At 41.3% G+C, this 17,691-nt stretch carries 15 protein-coding genes; 4 read left to right on the top strand and 11 right to left on the bottom strand.

Going from position 1 to position 17,691, the window contains the following annotated elements:
- The 3 genes from QWZ01_RS05555 to QWZ01_RS05545 all read right to left on the bottom strand — a co-directional run bounded on the left by QWZ01_RS05555 (nucleotide 1) and on the right by QWZ01_RS05545 (nucleotide 4,888).
- Nucleotides 1-1,503 carry a glycoside hydrolase family 43 protein gene (locus QWZ01_RS05555; protein ID WP_290322283.1) on the bottom strand — a complete coding sequence of 501 codons (1,503 nt, stop codon included), beginning with the start codon at nucleotides 1,501-1,503 and terminating at the stop codon, nucleotides 1-3.
- A gap of 65 nt (nucleotides 1,504-1,568) precedes the next feature.
- Complete coding sequence (locus QWZ01_RS05550) at nucleotides 1,569-2,696, bottom strand: dipeptidase (protein WP_290322282.1); 1,128 nt, start codon at nucleotides 2,694-2,696, stop codon at nucleotides 1,569-1,571.
- Nucleotides 2,697-2,944: 248 nt separating this feature from the next.
- Entirely contained in the window at nucleotides 2,945-4,888 is a 1,944-nt protein-coding gene (locus QWZ01_RS05545) for a tetratricopeptide repeat-containing sensor histidine kinase (protein ID WP_290322281.1), read from the bottom strand.
- 177 nt (nucleotides 4,889-5,065) lie between these two features.
- Here QWZ01_RS05545 and QWZ01_RS05540 point away from each other — a divergent pair, with 177 nt between their 5' ends.
- Together QWZ01_RS05540 and QWZ01_RS05535 are read left to right on the top strand one after the other, a co-directional pair.
- A complete protein-coding gene (locus tag QWZ01_RS05540; protein WP_290322280.1) occupies nucleotides 5,066-5,908 on the top strand; it encodes an SDR family NAD(P)-dependent oxidoreductase in 843 nt (280 codons plus the stop codon).
- Nucleotides 5,909-5,977: 69 nt separating this feature from the next.
- Nucleotides 5,978-6,901 (top strand): helix-turn-helix domain-containing protein, encoded by a 924-nt coding sequence (locus tag QWZ01_RS05535; RefSeq protein WP_290322279.1) that lies wholly within the window; start codon nucleotides 5,978-5,980, stop codon nucleotides 6,899-6,901.
- A gap of 37 nt (nucleotides 6,902-6,938) precedes the next feature.
- Here QWZ01_RS05535 and QWZ01_RS05530 read toward each other — a convergent pair whose 3' ends face one another.
- Nucleotides 6,939-7,925: a 3-keto-disaccharide hydrolase gene (locus QWZ01_RS05530; protein WP_290322278.1), complete on the bottom strand. Its 987-nt coding sequence runs from the start codon at nucleotides 7,923-7,925 to the stop codon at nucleotides 6,939-6,941.
- A 220-nt stretch (nucleotides 7,926-8,145) separates the two neighbouring features.
- Here QWZ01_RS05530 and QWZ01_RS05525 point away from each other — a divergent pair, with 220 nt between their 5' ends.
- The gene (locus tag QWZ01_RS05525; protein ID WP_290322277.1) at nucleotides 8,146-10,353 is read left to right on the top strand and encodes an ATP-binding protein; all 2,208 of its coding nucleotides are present in this window, start codon (nucleotides 8,146-8,148) and stop codon (nucleotides 10,351-10,353) included.
- On the opposite strand, the gene QWZ01_RS05520 is transcribed toward QWZ01_RS05525, so the two are convergent.
- From QWZ01_RS05520 to QWZ01_RS05490, 7 genes are all read right to left on the bottom strand, one after another.
- Nucleotides 10,343-10,897 carry a biliverdin-producing heme oxygenase gene (locus QWZ01_RS05520; protein WP_290322275.1) on the bottom strand — a complete coding sequence of 185 codons (555 nt, stop codon included), beginning with the start codon at nucleotides 10,895-10,897 and terminating at the stop codon, nucleotides 10,343-10,345. The genes QWZ01_RS05525 and QWZ01_RS05520 overlap by 11 nt on opposite strands.
- Before the next feature lie 120 nt (nucleotides 10,898-11,017).
- Nucleotides 11,018-11,482, bottom strand: a complete 465-nt coding sequence (locus QWZ01_RS05515; protein ID WP_290322273.1) for a hypothetical protein — start codon at nucleotides 11,480-11,482, stop codon at nucleotides 11,018-11,020.
- Between the two features lie 106 nt (nucleotides 11,483-11,588).
- Nucleotides 11,589-12,170 carry a nucleotidyltransferase family protein gene (locus QWZ01_RS05510; RefSeq protein ID WP_290322272.1) on the bottom strand — a complete coding sequence of 194 codons (582 nt, stop codon included), beginning with the start codon at nucleotides 12,168-12,170 and terminating at the stop codon, nucleotides 11,589-11,591.
- A complete protein-coding gene (locus QWZ01_RS05505; protein WP_290322271.1) occupies nucleotides 12,171-13,280 on the bottom strand; it encodes an XdhC family protein in 1,110 nt (369 codons plus the stop codon).
- A 57-nt stretch (nucleotides 13,281-13,337) separates the two neighbouring features.
- Nucleotides 13,338-15,488 (bottom strand): xanthine dehydrogenase family protein molybdopterin-binding subunit, encoded by a 2,151-nt coding sequence (locus QWZ01_RS05500; protein WP_290322270.1) that lies wholly within the window; start codon nucleotides 15,486-15,488, stop codon nucleotides 13,338-13,340.
- A 29-nt stretch (nucleotides 15,489-15,517) separates the two neighbouring features.
- Complete coding sequence (locus tag QWZ01_RS05495; RefSeq protein ID WP_290322269.1) at nucleotides 15,518-16,126, bottom strand: c-type cytochrome; 609 nt, start codon at nucleotides 16,124-16,126, stop codon at nucleotides 15,518-15,520.
- On the bottom strand, nucleotides 16,123-16,593 hold the full coding sequence (locus tag QWZ01_RS05490; protein WP_290322268.1) for a (2Fe-2S)-binding protein: 471 nt from the start codon (nucleotides 16,591-16,593) through the stop codon (nucleotides 16,123-16,125). The genes QWZ01_RS05495 and QWZ01_RS05490 overlap by 4 nt, the downstream gene beginning before the upstream one ends.
- A gap of 277 nt (nucleotides 16,594-16,870) precedes the next feature.
- Between QWZ01_RS05490 and QWZ01_RS05485 the strand changes: the two genes are divergently transcribed.
- Nucleotides 16,871-17,683: a class I SAM-dependent methyltransferase gene (locus tag QWZ01_RS05485; RefSeq protein ID WP_290322267.1), complete on the top strand. Its 813-nt coding sequence runs from the start codon at nucleotides 16,871-16,873 to the stop codon at nucleotides 17,681-17,683.
- Nucleotides 17,684-17,691 lie beyond the last annotated feature (8 nt).

The raw sequence follows: 17,691 nt of genomic DNA, 5'->3' as shown, positions 1-17,691 counted from the left end.
TTATTCTGCTTCATTCACGATACTAAAATCAGCGAATTGAGCGCTCAAATGCTCATCTCCTTTAAAATGTAATCCTGCTCTTGGGCTTCTGTCCCATTGCGGCAAAGCGCTTGCTGTGATAGCATGATCTGAGGTTAATGGCTTCCAGTTGTCGTTATTCTGCCTGTAGTAAAATTCGCATATGCCGCCGTCTTTCATGGTCAGTTTAAGTTGAACAGGCTTTTCTGTGACGGATGTCTGAGCTAAAATGGAATATTGTTTATCCTTCACCTGCCATAATACCACATGATCATTTTCTGAGCCTATTCCAATAGCCACATTAGCATCCCCATAAAATGCTAATCCTTTAAGGGCTGCATTACTATTTAAAACCGTAGTTTCCATTATAAAGCTACCCGAAACTGGTCTGGAAGTAAGCACAATACCGGCTTGATTGTCTGCTTTAACCTCTCCTGATAAATAGAGAACGCCCTTCTTTTGTATTGCAATGGGGGTTGAATTTCGGAAATCCCATTGCCAATATTTACCAATAGTTTGAGCAGTAAAATCGTCATGAATATCCAGAACAGTACCACCTGTGATCTGCTGTGCCTTAAACCTGGGCCATTTATTAGTTTTAGGCCAAACTAACTCTGAGATCAATGCCTGCCTTCCGGTGATTACTGTGCTTTGTTTATTGTAAGCATGATGCAGGTACAGATCGCTGCCATTGGGCCCTTTTACAAAAGTACCGTGCCCCATACACTTCCATTTGTCATTTTCAGACAATATTGGATTACCTTCAAAAACCTGGTAAGGCCCTGAGAAGTTTTTTGCCCGGGCTACCCTCACATTATAGCCACATCGCACTCCGCAGCAATTGCCTGCTGAATAAAACAGATAATAATAGCCATCTCTTTTTAGTATGCTTTGCCCTTCCATACCAATACGTTGCTCATCTTTTAATAAAGAAAATGGTTCACCTTCCAATTTAAGGCCATTTGCCGAAAGCTTGCTTGCCAGTATTTCTATCGGTCGTTTATCAAGGCCATAAGCCTTAAATGTGATATACAATTGCCCATGATCATTAAATATAAATGCATCAATGGCCTCTTTGCCAAAGGTAACCAGCGGCCCATGATCAGTAAACCCTTTATCTGGATATTTAGAAGTGGCTACTCCAATGAAGGATGTATTATCTACCTTGCGGCGTGCGGTGTAATAAATATAATAGGTATCCTTAATTTTGTAATATTCCGGTGCCCAGAATGATCCTGAAGTCCACTCGGGAGCTTTGTCAAAAACATAGCCTACCTGGCTCCAGTTTTTCAGGTTAGTAGATTTGTATATAGGAAAATGCGGAGCCCATTCAGAGGATGTACCAACGGCGAAATACGTATTACTCACCTTAATGATCGATGGGTCGGCAAAATCACCTGCAATCACGGCTCCATCGTTGCGTTGAGCCAGCAGTATTAATGGGTATATTAAAAATACGAGGAGAGGAAGAATTTTTCTTTTCATAGGTTAATACTGGTTAACAGCTAATCTAATAATTTTCCCTGCAATGCAAACTTCCTGATTCGGATTTATCTTCCTTTATGATTACCTGATGTAGCTGCATTAAACACCCGGCAGAAGTTACCTCCACCTATTTTGGAGATTTCATCTTCCTGAAAACCCGTTTTTAGAAGCGCATCAACAACGGCATAATAAAATCCGGCGTTCTGGTTTTCCCATGCTTCATTTGTACGTTCACCTACCCTATGGTTATTTTGCGGTCTGTCACCGGGCGCACCATCAGGTTTTTTTCCGGATTCTCCGAAATTGCCAGGCGACCTGTAAGCAGGTGTCAATTTGGTATCGGTACCGATACAGGCATGATCCACACCAATCACATCTACCAAAGCCCGAATATTTTGGGCATAAGCTAAGGGGGTATCTGCCAAATGCGTCCATACACCGATCACGCCACCAGCGTCGGCCACAATTTTAGCTTGCTCTTTGCTGATCAACCGTGGTCGCATCATTCTCGCCATGTTAGCATTTTGCCCCAGTTGCGTATCAAGCCCTGTATGAGAGATGATGACAGGATGTGTAGCAAGCTTAAGCGCAGCCGCAATAGCATCTGCATTACAATGAGCCAGATCAATGAGTATTCCTTGTTTATTGCATTCCTTAACTACATCTATTCCAAACGTAGTTAATCCACCAAAACGAGCGGGATTAGTATAAACATCGCCCAATGGAACGGAGGCGTCACTGTCATGAAGCAATGTAAAGTGCCTTAAGCCCCGTTCATATGCAATGCTTAACCTGTCCAGTTTTCCTTCCAGAAAATGGCCTCCTTCAACAGACTGAATAACTATAGGTTGATGTTTATCATGAGCGGCTTTGAGATCTGCAAAATTCATGGCTCGCTTCATTCTATTGTTTTTTAGTTGATGATCCATCGCGTTAAGTCCATTCTGAAAGCGATCCCAAGCCTCCCCCATAGTTTGCAAAGGCTGGTAATCGAGTGCGAAGGTCATGCATACTGCTGATAACCCAGATCTTTTCATTTCACCCGCCAGGTCAATATCCGGACCAGGCAATTCTCCTTTTATAAGCGGAACGTCGATATGGTTATGCGTATCTACCCCGATTGTATCTGCTACAATTTTTGCTACTCTTGGATCAATATTGTCAATCGCCCAGGTTGCTAAAGGGCTTAACATTGCTGCGGCACCAGTACCGGCCATGGTAGTCAAAAACGCCCGCCTTGACCATATCAGTTCATTTTGTGATTTCATAAGAAAGTATTAACTAATGACAATGGCGGAAGATACACGAATTAGCTTAGTTATACTTAAGCAATCGGTATTCAGGTACTTTGTATCGACGAAAAGGAGGTTATAAACTATGATTCAACCATTTTTTTTTGAATTGGAATTTTCCGCGAATGAATACCCATTAGCCAAATAGCTTAAACAGCAGGCATAGATACGTAAAAAACAGTTCCCTGTCCCGGCTCACTCTGCAGCCAGATGCGCCCGTGATTGACCTTGATAAAATCTTTGGTGAGTAATAATCCCAGACCACTACCCTGTTCTTTTTTGGTACCGAAACTAACCTTCAGGTTGCTTGTCAGGAAAACGGCCTGCTGTTCCGGACTTATACCAATACCCTGATCTTTTACAGATAATATAATCTCTTTCTGTGTTGGCAGGCGAACCTCAACATTGATCACCCCGCCTTCATAACTAAATTTGATAGCATTAGATAAGAGATTACGGATAATAAATTCAAAATGATTTACATCTGCGTGAATCTTAAGATCGTTGGGCAAATCGGCTGATAACATGATGTTTTTTTGCGCGGCCTGCTGACTAAGCAGATGTATGCAACGTTCCACTACGGGCTGAATATAAAAATCTGAAGGATTAACCCGGATGCCCTGTAATTGCGCCTTTCCCCATTCAAATAAAGCCTGAAGCAGCTCGAGCGAAGCACTGGTTTGCTTGCGCAACTCGGTGATCATTGATTTCATCTCGTCCTGGGTAAAATCTTCCGTTTCCATCAGTTCAAACAGTTGAGCAGCACTGCCGGCTGGCCCTTTCAGATCATGACCGATAACGGAGAACAAGGTATCTTTTACGCGGTTAGAGTTTGATAATTCAACGTTCAAATGTTGAAGCTCGGCATTAAGGCGTTTTACTTTACGCAGGTACAACCAAAGCAGTACAAAAACAAGAATTACAGCTCCGCCAGCCACAAGTGCCAGGCGTAATTTGGTTTGCTCCGCCCTGTTAAGCTGCTCCAATGTCGTAGTTTTTTCCCGGGAGCGCTCCAACACATAGCTACTATCTAAAGCGGCTATTTCTTTAACCGTATCTGCATTAAGTAAGCTATCAACCAAATGATGTTCTTCCGCAAGGGCAATCATTGCTTCTTTATAATTCTTTTGCTGGCGATAAACTCCGGCCATTGCCTCATAGATCCGGGCTTCCAGTTTAGGAGCATTAAGCCCCTCTGCAATATTCAGCGCCTGCTGCAGATCTTGGATACTGGTACCTGCATCTTGCTTTTGAAGCACGCCTGCAATACCGATTAAAGCCTCTGCCTGTTCGTCAGGCTGATGATATTTTTTGGCTTCTGTAAGTGCTTGTTTAAAGCGCATTAAAGCCTTTACAGATTCATGATCTTGAATTAATAACTGACCTTCTGTATTCAACAGATGTATCTCGCTTGTGTCGTTTCCCTGCTGATTACTTTTACGTACGCCTTCTTCCAGGTAACGCAAACCCTTGGCACCGTCGCCTTTTTGTTGATAAAGCTTACCAATGTTTTGCAGCAGCACAAAATAAGTTTCGGGCTGTTGTTTGCGGTGTTCATATTGGGTAACGGCACGCAGATACCAGCTTAACGCTTTTTCATGTTCACCCTTTTCTTCTGCGGCCTTGCCCAGATCCTCGTAAGTGCCGATAAGGCCGCTACTGTCACGGCTATCCTGATAATATTTTAGTGCCTGACTAAAATTATGGGTATTACCATCTAATAATCCGAGCTGATCATAGGTATGGGCAACACCGGCCGCGTCTTGCAGACGACGGTATAAGCCAAGCGCTTCGTTATAAAAACTACGGGCCAGTTCTGTATGATGATGTAACGCATTCACATTACCTAAAGCCAGAAGCAGCGAAGCCTGACCTTGCCTTTCACCAAGTTTTTCGGCCAGCTTCATACCCTCATTGGCATAGTGAACAGCCGAATCTGGCTGATTTTCAGCATAAGACTGACTCAAAGCAATATAAATCCTTATTTTTTCGGTTTCCGGAGCTGCTTTCAATCGGGCTACCTGTGCAGCTGGTTGTTGAGCAAAAAGCGTTGTAGCGATGATAAGGTAAGAAATGGTTAGTAAGTAACGCATAGGCTTAATACGGATTTTCCGCCATTCATGTTATAAATTCAACTACACTACCCCTACTAACTAATTGCTCTTATTTACATCAATTTCTCATTCCGGCTACAAATGTCCCCGGTTAGGCTACATGAGGCAGCCGATAACAACTGACATTTGCCTTATCATTAATTAAAAAAGGAAATCATGGAACATCAAAAAAATAGTAAAGTTTGGTTCATCACAGGCGCCTCCCGTGGGTTTGGAAGTATTTGGGCTGATGCTGCCTTAAAACGTGGTGACAAGGTTGCAGCCACTGCACGCTCAGTGGCAAGTTTAAATAGTTTACAGGAAAAATACGGAGCAAATGTGTTGACCTTAGAACTTGACGTTACCAAACCTGACCAGGTAAAAACTGCCGTAACGCAAGCCTATGAACATTTCGGAAAGCTTGATGTTGTAATTAATAATGCCGGTTATTCATTGGTTGGCACCATCGAAGAAGCCAGCGCAAACGAGGTGCACGCGCTTTATGAAACCAATATTTTCGGAACGCTGGCTGTTATTAAAGCGGCGTTGCCTTTATTAAGACAACAAGGTGGCGGCCACATTCTGGGGGTATCAAGTGGTCTTGGTCATGTAACTATGCCGGTGATTGGCTATTACTGTTCGTCTAAATGGGCTTTTGAAGCTATACATGAAAGTCTGGCCGCTGAAGTTAAAGCTTTTGGCATACACGTAACCATTATTGAGCCGGGAGCTTATGCTACCGAGTTTGGAAGTCAGGATTCTTTGAAGTTTGCCAGCGGACTTGATATTTACGCCGACTTTAAAAAACAATTTACTGACAGCTTAAAAGACATGGAAAGAGGCGATCCGAATGCTACACCTCAGGCACTTTTTCAGATTGTTGATACGGAAAACCCTCCCCTGCGTTTTAACCTTGGCAGTCATAATTTGGCCTGGCTGCGCGCAGCCTATGCTGAACGGATAAGTACCTGGGAAAGCTGGCAGGTCGTTTCTGAATCGGCTCAGGGAAACTTAAAATAAGCTGTGAATAAAGACCTTATAATGACCGGTAAGTAAAACATTATCGGTTATCATTGCATTAATTTCATTATGAAAAAAGAAGATAATATCCCTCATCAATTTGATTCTTTGTCAGAAGCACACCGGGCTTTAGGTTTACCTCAGCCGAAACACCCGCTGATAAGTTTACTCAATAACACAACCCCACCCTCCCATTTAAATGGATCTCCGCAAGCTCACGTGCTGAAATTTTATAAAATATCTTACCGGCCAAAGCTCAGCGGAAGAATAAAATATGGACAAGGACATTATGACTTTGACGAAGGCGGTTTATTATTTGCCGCACCCAACCAGGTGATCGGCGCGAATGATGAGCAGGAGATCAGGGAATGCTCCCTCTATACATTGCTGATCCATCCCGATTTTTTATGGAATTATCCTTTAGCCAAAACAATCAAGAATTATGGCTTTTTTTCATACGCCGCCAACGAAGGTTTGCACCTTTCTGATCAGGAAAAAGAAACCATAATTGCAGTATTCAAGATGATTGAACACGAATTAAATAGCCGGATTGATGACCATAGCCAACAGGTGATCATTTCACAAATTGAATTGTTGCTTAGTTATGCTGATCGGTTTTACAAACGCCAGTTTATTACGCGCAAAGCTGTTAGCAGTAACCTGCTGCAACAGTTAGAGGGAATTCTGGATACATACTTCGCTGACGAAAAGTCTTTACGAGAGGGTATTCCGACCGTTCAATACCTTGCCGATCAAGTACATTTGTCGTCAAGTTATTTGAGTGATATGCTTCGTTCATTAACCGGCCAAAACGCCCAGCAGCATATACATAATAAACTCATAGAAAAGGCTAAGGAGAAACTATCAACTACCAATTTATCTGTAAGCGAGGTTGCTTACGCATTGGGTTTTGAACATTCGCAATCGTTCAGTAAATTATTTAAAACAAAAACCAACCTTTCTCCTCTGGAGTTCAGACGATCTTTTAATTAACAAGCCTGGTTTGCGAATGAGAACCAGGCTTGTTAAACTATTTTACCGGTGTTATTACAATATTCCGGTAATCAATTGGGCCATGATCACCCTGAATAAGAATCGGACCTGGTTCACCCTCTTTGCTGTCGATAGCACCCCCTGTAAGCCCAGGAATTTCTTGTTTGCATATTACCATGGTTCCATTAGCAACAATAGTAACCAACCGGCCAACCAAAGTAATATCATAAGATTGCCATTGTCCGGCATCTTTAGCCATCATTTTATTTGGTGGTAAAAAGCCGTAAATGGCGCTAAACTGATTGTTGATAGGCTCCGGATCGCCTGTTTTAGTATCAATTATCTGTGTTTCATACCTTCCCCTAAGGTAAACACCACTATTGCTGCCCTTTTGATACCTAAATTCGATATGAAGCTTAAAGTCTGTAAACTTTTGGTCACTGATCAGATTGGCTCCTGAATGCAGGCTTCTAAGAATGCCATTTTCTACTGTCCATTGATTTTTACCATCGGTATGCCACCCCTTGGTATCTTTTCCGTTAAACAACTTAATCGGACTACCCCAAGCCGGTGCTGCATTCCGGGTAAGTAATGGAGCCCGTACACCCGTAAAATGATAAGTAACGCCATCTGTATAAACCATGGTGCCTTTTAACTGGTCGCCATCAACCTCAAATTCAAAATCCATATTCCTGTTTCCTTCTTCCCATTGCGGTGGGATAGAAAAACTATACTTACCACCCTCAGGTTTAACCTCCGTAATAGGCCGTGCACTGCCAAAAGCATAAGTGAATCTACCTATCAGCGTATGTGTACCTGATTTTTGCACCTCCAGCCATGATGGCAAACTTTTGCCACCTTTATCAATTGTTATATCCCAACGGCCAATAACCGGAATATCCTTTCCTTGATCAGCGGGTATAGCAATGCTTTGTGAGGATGAAAAAATGATTAAAAATAAAATGGCGGTAATACTCATGAGGCGCGGTACGCGCAATTGGTTTAAAACAGGTAATTTTGTCATAATGATAAATGTACAAACTAACATTTATTAATAATAATGGTTTTGGTTTTAAAAGCAAAAAAATATGATCAGTTAAGCTTCAGTGGTTATACAATTTTATAACCTATCGTAATATAAAATCCCACCAAACACAATCTTTCTGATTTATATTTTTAATTATTAAATAAAATTTAGCAAACTAATCAGATAAGACTATATTAGCCAATCCTCTTATCTGATTATGATGTCATTTACTGTAGACCTTACTAATTGCGACCGTGAACCGATACATATTCCTGGTCAAATTCAATCCCATGGCTTTATTGTTGTTATTGATCAAACTGAACACATAACTTTTTTCAGCGAAAATATAGGTTCATTTATACCAATAGAAACACATGAACTGCTTGGCAAGCCGGTTACGGCCATTGAACCATTTCTGCAAAATGTTCATCAAAACATATTAAAACAATTATTGCAATTGGGCAGACTTAGTGGCTATGAGCAGATCAATCCGTACCAGGTCACTATTTCTGGCCAAAAATTTAATTTGATCCTATCTAAAAGCAATGATTATGAAATTTTGGAGTTTGAACCGGATCGCTCCACAGTAGATACAGATGTTCAAAAAATGATCGGCAGATCGGTTTCAGAAATGCTTGCCGATAAAAACCTTCAAAACCTGCTTAATAACACCGCCAACCAGGTAAAGAATATCATCCATTACGATCGGGTTATGATATATCGGTTTGCAGAAGATGGCCATGGCGAAGTAATTGCAGAGGCAAAAAACGAATCGCTGGAGAGCTGGCTGGGTTTACACTATCCTGCATCTGATATCCCTAAACAGGCACGTGAGCTTTATAAATTAAATCTGACCAGACTCATCGCAGATGTTCATAGTTTGCCCTCAAGGATTCTTACGTCTGCAAATAACACTTCTCCCTTGGATCTTACATGGTCGCAATTGAGGGCGGTGTCGCCAATTCATATTCAGTATCTTAAGAATATGGGTGTTGCGTCCAGTTTCAGTATCTCCTTAATGTATAAAGGTGAACTATGGGGACTGGTGGCTTGTCATAGCTATACACCTCGTTTCATTGATTTTAAATCGCGGGAATCGGCAAAACTGATCGGACAAATCCTTTCATCAGCACTTGAATTTCGACAGGACGAAGAAAATCAACTACTTGCAGAGGCTTTCAAAGCCAACCTGGACCATATTGCTAAGTACTTGCAGCATAATGAATATATTGATCATGCACTTACAAATGAAAAAAACACCCTGCTTGATCTGACCAACGCTACAGGGACAGCACTCATCTACGAAAAGAAGATCACCCTATTGGGTATAACTCCCAATAAAGATCAGGTTAAAGAGTTAGTCGATGTAATTAAAAAACATATCAAAGAGCAATTTTATATAACTACTTGTTTATCGGATATTTTACCGGAAGGTGCTGCTTATGCAGAAATAGCCAGTGGAGTACTTGTAGTTGAGCTTTCTAAAGAACTGGAAGAGTATATTATATGGTTTAAGCCCGAACATATACAAACGATTAACTGGGCCGGGAACCCGAATAAACCAATTGAATTTGACGAAAGAGGCATGACACATATCTCACCCCGGCATTCTTTTGAGGTTTGGTCGCAAAATGTAAAAGGTGTTTCAGATAGCTGGCGCCAGGAAGAAATAGCTTCTGCAACGAGGTTAAAAGAAGAGATCAATTACGCCATCAATTTAAAAGCCGGAGCTTTGAGATTACTTAATGAAAGGCTCCGTATTGCGTACGAGGAATTGGACTCATTTAGTTACACAATTTCCCATGATCTGAAAAATCCGATCTCATCTATTAAAAGTTATGGCCAAATAATTCAGCGAGCCAAAGCCTTTGGCGAACGGGAAAGGGAAATGGTTGGTAAAATTGTTGATCGGGCAGATAAAATGAACTTCATGATCAATGAAGTGTTGGAGTATTCACGTATCGGACGCTTAGAAATCAACTTTCGTCCTATAAAGGCGAATAGCATGATTCGTGATATTGTTAAAGACCTTGAGCCTCTTTATCCCGAAAATATGCATGTAACATTTGGAGAAATGCCTGATTTATCGGGCGATCCGCTGATGCTCATGCAGGCTTTTGCAAACGTGATAGGTAATGCGGTTAAATATTCGCAAAAGGCTTCCAAATCTGAGGTTAGCATAGCTGGTAAAGTAGAAGAAAAGACCATTACGTATCAAATTTCAGATAACGGATTGGGAATACCGGAGGCTGAGATGCCAAATATCTTCAATTTATTTAACCGCTTATCAAATGTTGGCGATATTGAAGGTACAGGTGTTGGGCTGGCTATAGTTAAACGTATAGTTGAAAAACACCATGGAAAAGTTTGGGCAGAAAGTGAGCCAGGAAAAGGTGCTATCTTTTATCTTTCGTTTAAGCATTAAGATCAAACCATTCACTGAATTTACCAAATGTATCATTAGCCGAAGAGATGATTGCTAAGCCGGGAAAGTTTTCTGATTGATTAAGAACCAGCTGAAAACGTTCCCACATCATGATTGTATTTTCACCGTAGCTTTTAAAAAAAGATAAAGCTTCATCAAGACCCAATTGTTTGCTGATCATTTGACTAATGATCTTGCCGCCTAATGTTGAGCCTTCCATCACATACAGGGCCCCAAGTGCTTCTTCATGGTTGGTGATTTTGGGCAAGAATTGCGTGGCTGCCACGGCTGGCAATTGACCTCCAAGTGACGCGATATCATCCGTTAGCTGATCAGCTTTTCGACGGGTGGCATAATCAGGAACCTTACTGATGATCAAATGATTATTGATCAATTTTTCCAGGCCGCCAAAATAGCTGTAAAATATCGTCAAAAGATCTAAGTAATTTTGTTTGTTGCGCATAGCACGCATTTTTTGTATCAGCTTCTTTTCCAGAATTTGATGATTTTCTTTAGTTTGTTCTTTTAACTGTATACTAAGCATTTTTCAAAAATAATAAAATAAGAATATTATTGATTGGCATGGCTATCAATGATGATTAACTCGTCTTGCAAATTGCAGCTTGTGTATGTGCTATTTTATTCGGCAACTTTTTGGTTCATATTAAAAAGGCCTGAAATTCGGGCGGCTGATCAATGGCGAAAAAGACCAGGGTATCGAACTTAAAATGATCAGCAAAGCAAGGGTAAACCAGATTGCCATTGTTTTAAATTTTTCACTGTCAGTTGTTTTTCTCCTGGCTTTGGCCGAGCCAATAGTTATAATGGTTATCCCAATGAGCATCATGGTGATATGTTCCATTCCAAAAAACCTGATGGCCCGTTCATGAACCGCCTTATTGAAGTTATGTAAGAAATAAGACACTATTGGACTGATGAAGTAGAGCCAAATACCGAATATCAATTGAATATGTGCCACTGTAGCCGTGGTATGCCTTACCACATTATCAAACCTTGAATAGGGTTTGTTTAATAACCAACCACGATAACTGCGAAATATGGCAAAAAACAGGCTGATTAATACCAACCACCGGGTGAGAGAGTGTAGAGCTAATAAGATTCCGTACATATAATTGCTGACGATTATCCCGCAAATATATTTTAGATAATGATCTATTAGTTTACATTAAACATTTTTTGGAGGATAATATAAGCAGGAGGATAAAATTCAAATGCTAATTAGCCTTCAGGTTAAGCAGTTGTTCATAATCGGCAAGGGTATCAATATCGATAGCTCCGTTGTTAAATTGAATCTTAACAATATCATTCGGGTGATCTTTCAAGATTCTTTTTGCCCCATCACGTCCCTGGAGTTGCAACAATTTGGTAAAAAGCTTGCGATGAAATAATGCGGGGACACCTATGGTGTTATTGTATGTACAGGCTGCAATAAATTTACCAGTTTCAACTTGTTTATATATCATTGTATTTAACAATTCTGGGCTTACAAATGGTTGATCACATAGCATAATAATTGCTTTATCAACTAATGAACTCTTATTAATCTCAGTTATAGCCATTCTTATTGATGATGCCATGCCTTCTTTCCAGTCAGCATTGTGCAGAATGGTTGCTCCCGTTACCGGAGTTATTTTGTGTGAGTTTGCGCCAAGCACTACAATTACCTCTTCACATTCGGATTTCTGTCCTGCTTCAATTGCATTCTGCAGTAATGTTTTTCCATTATATAGGAGGTTTTGTTTTGGTTGTCCCAACCTGCTGGATTCACCTGCCGCAAGAATAATCAGGCCCGTCATTTATGTACTGTGGATGTAAGTTGTTTTATATTTCAAAGACCTGCCGTTCCTTTCAGAGAATACTGCTTTTATCTCAGCAATGATAGAAAGAGCTATCTCCTCAGCTGTTTCAGAACCAATATCCAAACCTATAGGGCCATGAATGGTTTCCAAATTCTTTTCGGTTATTGTGGTGCCGTTCATCTCTAATTCAGTCAACATGCGCTCCAATTTCTTTTTGGGGCCTAAAATGCCTATGTACTTTGGGTTTACGGGCAAAAGCTCTTTCAGAAAGGCCATCTCATAATTATAATTATGGGTCATTAGTACAAAAGCTGTCCACTCATTTATTTCCAGTTTATCTAAAATATCTTCGGGTTTAGCTATATGTACATTTTTGACTAACGGAAAACGTTCAATTGAAGCATAATTTGGCCGTCCATCTACAATGGTCGTATACCAACCTAATACAGCAGCCATGCTGGTTAATGGAACAGCGTCATTACCGGCACCAACTATAACCAGCGAGACCAGTGGTTTTACACACTCAACAAATGCGGTATAACCCTGGTAAGTTGTAATAGCTGAATGCTGATTGTATAATACATTCTTTGCGTCTTCCAGTAATTCATTTTTATAAGGTAACGTTTCGAGGCCATTCCAGAGAGTTCTGCCATCAGCAAGACACAAACATGATCCTGGCTGAGGTGCTTTACGATCTGTAAGAGAAAATACAGTAACTAAAACAGAATATCCCCTTGAAGCTATTACTGCCTTCAGTAATGTTATCGGGTTAATCTGATCGTCTTTTATAGGCTCAATTAATATGTGTATGATGCCGTTACAGCCCAAACCAACGCCAAGTTTGGCGTCGTCATCGTCCATCGTATCGTAAGTAATTAATAAAGGCTCCTGTTGTAAAATGGCCATTCTTGCCTTGCGCAAGGCATCACCTTCTAAGCATCCACCGCTAATGGCACCGGTCAATTGCCCATCCTCAGTGATCAGCATCCGTGCACCGGCTTTACGATAGGCAGATCCCTCTACCAATACAACGGTGGCTAACGCGGTTTTTTTTTGTTCACTTACAGCCTTTGTATAAGCCGATACGATGTCAATAATTTCCTTCATACTTTTTATAGAGCAGCTATTGAAACACACTTTTCAAACAGCCGCCAAGCCAATGAATTATACAGCGTTTAAATTAAATGGTAATTTCCTGATCCTTTTACCGGTTAAATCAAATATGGCGTCTGTAAGTGCAGGTGCAAAAGGCGGAAGGCCAGGTTCACCTACACCACCGGCATCTGCCGTGTTTTCCATAATATGCACTTCAACATCAGGAACATCGCTCATTCGCGGCATCAGGTAGTCATAAAAATTACTTTGTTCTACCAAACCATTTTTAAAAGTGATCTCATGAATGGTAGCTGCCCCTAAAGCCATAACAACCGATCCTTCAACCTGTGCCTTGATAATATCAGGATTAACATACCATCCACAATCCATAACGGCCCAAACTTTATCAATTTTCACTTTGCCATCGGCATGCCTTGATACTTTGACTATCTGCCCAACGGTGGTTTCAAAACATTCAGTTATTGCTACACCAAACCCTTCGTTTTTTTTCTTTGATTTCCAGCCTGATACCTCTTCCATCCTATCAATCAGGCGCTGGCAGCGTTCATCTTTTAAATATTTTCTTCTGAACTCAAGCTGATCCTGTCCTGCTAAAACGGCCATTTCATTAATAAAGCTTTCATAGGCAAAACCATTGGTTGAAGCATAAACAGAACGCCACCACATATTGGGTAACGGCATTTCATAAGGCACGTCTGCAAAACTTATATTTTTAACACTGTCAAAATATGGTTTTAAAAAGCCTTCGGTAGTACTATCGTTGGCTTTTCCTCTTTTGGTATTACTCCAATGATCAATATTTTGTCCTGCCATTTTAAACTTCAATGCACTTATCTCCCCGTTGTCAAGAGCACCTTGCCCTCTATAGGAGATCCCAGCACGATAAGGGCCTTGCTTTACGTCGTCTTCCCTTGTCCAAACCACCTGAACCGGGCCGCCTATTTCCCTTGAAATGGCAACCGCTTCATGCGTATAATCCAAAAAAGCTTTTCGGCCAAAACCACCACCTAAAAATGTCATATTAACTATCACATTTTCTTTAGGTATCTTGAATTTATCACTAATATCACCTTGAACCCAATCCGGTGCTTGTATAGGCCCCCATACCTCTATTTTATCTTTTTGATAATGTGCTACGCAGTTCAATGGCTCCATAGCGGTATGTGCTTGATAAGGAGTTTGGTATATCACATCAATTTTTTTGGCCGATTTGGTTAAAATTCCGTCGGGGTCGCCTTGTTTTTTAAAAGAAAGGCCTTCCTCATGCTTAAGTAATTGTTCGTGGGCTTTAAAGATCTCGCCGGTATTCACATGTTCAAAACCGCTGTCATCCCATTCAACACGTAAGGCTTTTCTGCCCTGCATGGCAGCCCATGTTGAATCTGCTACAACTACGATACCATCTCGTGTGGTATTGAAAACAAACATCTGCACCTTAAATACCTTTTTAACACCTGGAACTTTCAGAGCAGCGGTATCATCAAAACTTTTGAGTTTTCCCCGTAATCTCGGATTTCTTTCTACCGCCGCGTATAGCATCCCGGGTACCTTTTTATCCAAACCAAAAATAGCCTCGCCGTTGGTTTTCATTGGCGTATCAAGCCTTTGAAGTGGTTTGCGGATTAGTTTATACTGAGAAGTTTCTTTGAGTTTAACTTCCGTTGGAGGCGAGAGCTTTGATGCTGCCGATACCAGGTCTCCATAGTTCAGTTTTTTCCCGGATGACTTATGAATAACATGGCCTGATTCTGCATAACATTCACCTGCCGGAACGTTCCATTGATTTGCCGCAGCGGTGATCAGCATCTCCCTGGCGGTAGCGCTCAATTTTAACAAATTTTTATATGAACCTCTTATAGTAGAACTTCCACCGGTAATCTGGCTTCCGAATTTTGTAGGATTACCTTGTGCAAAGACTACAGTGATATCTTTCAGGTCTACTTCTAATTCTTCGGCAATGATTTGCGGTACCGACTGAAAAGAGCCCTGGCCCATTTCGGCCCGGTGGTCGGTTAAGGTTACCTTTCCATCTGTATCAATGCGCATCCAGGCGTTAAAGTCAAAGCCTGCTTGATCTGTAGTTGATATTAATTGCTCCTTTTGGGCATTTGCAGGAAAATAAAAGCCTAAGCAAAGTGCTGTTCCGGCAAGGCCAGATACGCGGAGAAAATTTCTTCTTGATATTGCGTTAGTTTCCATAGTGGCTACTGTATTTCAATTAAATGCATTTATTTTGCTTTTGCCGAAGGTGCAAATGCACCTTTTGCTATCCATAAACGTACTTGCGCTGCAAAAGCAGGCCTGCTCATAGGTGGCAACGTACGGCCATCGCCGGGATGCCATGCCCAGCCCACCAGATCATCCTTAGCCATATGATCAATCAGCTGTGCTTTCGTTCTTCCACCATTTTGTTTTGGGTCAAGCAGTTGTAATGCTAACTGTCGTGGTGTGCGACCTTGAAATACCATTCGCATATTTGATGGTGGCAAGCCCCATTTGGGGTTTCCGGGAGGCATATGAAGCCCCGTGGTATTTTCGGCCTGGTGACAGTTACTGCAACGTGCAGCGTAAAGCCCCTTCCCGTCTACTCCACGCTTTACATTCATAGTATGAATATGGTTATCGTCGCCTTGTAATGGAGATTCGCCAGCGGGGTGACAATTCATACATCGCGAGCTCATTAATACTTTATAAACAGACATAAACGCCTTAACAGAACCAATGCTATCTTTAGCCAGAATGGGATAACTTGCCGGCTTTGCTGGTTCAGTTCTAAATGCTACCGTGATAAGCCCACCAATGAAAAGGATGCCAGTGATCACAATCAGTTTTCTCATATTTTGGCTCCCTCCCGTTGCATATCCGCAGCTTTATGAATTGCAGCACGAATGCGTTGATAAGTGCCGCACCGACAAATATTTCCCGACATGGCATCATCAATATCCTGATCTGTAGGATTAGGGTTTTCACGAAGCAATACCGCGGCCGACATTAACTGACCTGACTGGCAATAACCGCATTGCGGAACATTTACCTCGTTCCAGGCCTGTTGTAAAGGGTGGTCATTATTAGCCGATAAGCCTTCTATGGTAACAACATGTTGTCCGTCGGCACGGCTAATTTTGGTTATACATGAACGTACCGCTTCACCATTCAAATGAACAGTACAAGCGCCGCATTGTGCAGCTCCGCATCCGTACTTTGTGCCGGTGAGACCAATAATGTCTCTTATTGCCCATAGAAGTGGCATATTCGGGTCGCCATTGATATCATGACGCTGCCCGTTAACGGTGATTGTGATCATATTCAATTGATTAGCTAAGTAAATTTAACTTAAAAAGTCGATAAACAATTTGGTGAATTTCACTTTTAAATAAAAGTATTTCATTAAAGTTGATGTCTTGCACACTTTAACACAAATTATAACCAATTAAATCTTTAATTGGTTTTTCATTTATTTTATACAATAATTTTACCCCTAACTGGTCGCAGAATACTGTAACAAATCCACTCCCCCCTTCCGAACTCTTTAGTGTATTAAAAAACTATCGCTCGGAGATTACTTTTAAAATTTATAACATATGAATCCAAATAAATTATTATGGGAAAAGGGCGACTTCACCAAGATAGCCTCTGCAATGCGCGAAAGCGGTGAAAAACTGATAAGTACATTAGGAATAAAAAATGATTATCACGTACTTGATTTAGGTTGTGGAGATGGCACAACGGCAATACCTGCTGCCCGGCTTGGGGCACAGGTTTTAGGTGTTGATATTGCGACCAACTTGGTTGAGGCTGGAAACATCAGAGCAAAAGCAGAAGGCTTGACCAACTGCGTTTTTCAAGAGGGCGATGCAAGTGACCTTTCAGGCATTAAGGACGAATCATTTGATCTTGTTGTTACCATATTTGGTGCAATGTTTGCACCAAGGCCATTTGATGTGGCTAAGGAAATGGTAAGGGTAACGCGGCATGGCGGAAGAATAGTGATGGGCAACTGGATTCCTGGCGACCCTACTTTAGTTGCTCAAATATTAAAAATCAGTTCGGCCTATACACCACCTCCGCCTGAGGGCTTTGTTAGCCCGATGCTTTGGGGTGTGCAGGAAAATGTTATTGAGCGTTTTGAAGGTGCCGGTATTGCAAAAGAAAATATCCAGTTTGAAAAGGCATCGTTTACTTTCGATGTAGCCCACTCGCCCAAAGAATTTGTGAATGAATTCAGACAATATTATGGGCCCACTATGAATGCATTTGAGGCCGCTGAAAAAAATGGCAAAGCTGATGAATTACAACAGGAATTAGAAGTTCTATTTAGCAATCAAAACCAAAGCACCGTTCCTGATTCAACAACTATATCTGCAACATTTTTGAAAGTTACCGTAACACGGTAAACGCTTAA

Source organism: Mucilaginibacter aquaedulcis (genome assembly GCF_030409325.1).
GTDB lineage: Bacteria > Bacteroidota > Bacteroidia > Sphingobacteriales > Sphingobacteriaceae > Mucilaginibacter > Mucilaginibacter aquaedulcis.
Note: the sequence above shows the minus strand (reverse complement) of the source record. Positions and strands in the feature narration are given on the sequence as shown.

Bases quoted from the DNA above. Each gene is read 5' to 3' on its own strand.
- QWZ01_RS05535 (WP_290322279.1), top strand. From the start codon at position 5,978: ATGAAAAAAGAAGATAATATCCCTCATCAATTTGATTCTTTGTCAGAA.
- QWZ01_RS05490 (WP_290322268.1), bottom strand. From the start codon at position 16,593: ATGATCACAATCACCGTTAACGGGCAGCGTCATGATATCAATGGCGAC.
- QWZ01_RS05555 (WP_290322283.1), bottom strand. From the start codon at position 1,503: ATGAAAAGAAAAATTCTTCCTCTCCTCGTATTTTTAATATACCCATTA.
- QWZ01_RS05495 (WP_290322269.1), bottom strand. From the start codon at position 16,126: ATGAGAAAACTGATTGTGATCACTGGCATCCTTTTCATTGGTGGGCTT.
- QWZ01_RS05485 (WP_290322267.1), top strand. From the start codon at position 16,871: ATGAATCCAAATAAATTATTATGGGAAAAGGGCGACTTCACCAAGATA.
- QWZ01_RS05540 (WP_290322280.1), top strand. From the start codon at position 5,066: ATGGAACATCAAAAAAATAGTAAAGTTTGGTTCATCACAGGCGCCTCC.
- QWZ01_RS05520 (WP_290322275.1), bottom strand. From the start codon at position 10,897: ATGCTTAGTATACAGTTAAAAGAACAAACTAAAGAAAATCATCAAATT.
- QWZ01_RS05545 (WP_290322281.1), bottom strand. From the start codon at position 4,888: ATGCGTTACTTACTAACCATTTCTTACCTTATCATCGCTACAACGCTT.
- QWZ01_RS05500 (WP_290322270.1), bottom strand. From the start codon at position 15,488: ATGGAAACTAACGCAATATCAAGAAGAAATTTTCTCCGCGTATCTGGC.
- QWZ01_RS05530 (WP_290322278.1), bottom strand. From the start codon at position 7,925: ATGACAAAATTACCTGTTTTAAACCAATTGCGCGTACCGCGCCTCATG.
- QWZ01_RS05515 (WP_290322273.1), bottom strand. From the start codon at position 11,482: ATGTACGGAATCTTATTAGCTCTACACTCTCTCACCCGGTGGTTGGTA.
- QWZ01_RS05505 (WP_290322271.1), bottom strand. From the start codon at position 13,280: ATGAAGGAAATTATTGACATCGTATCGGCTTATACAAAGGCTGTAAGT.
- QWZ01_RS05550 (WP_290322282.1), bottom strand. From the start codon at position 2,696: ATGTTAAGCCCTTTAGCAACCTGGGCGATTGACAATATTGATCCAAGA.
- QWZ01_RS05510 (WP_290322272.1), bottom strand. From the start codon at position 12,170: ATGACGGGCCTGATTATTCTTGCGGCAGGTGAATCCAGCAGGTTGGGA.
- QWZ01_RS05525 (WP_290322277.1), top strand. From the start codon at position 8,146: ATGATGTCATTTACTGTAGACCTTACTAATTGCGACCGTGAACCGATA.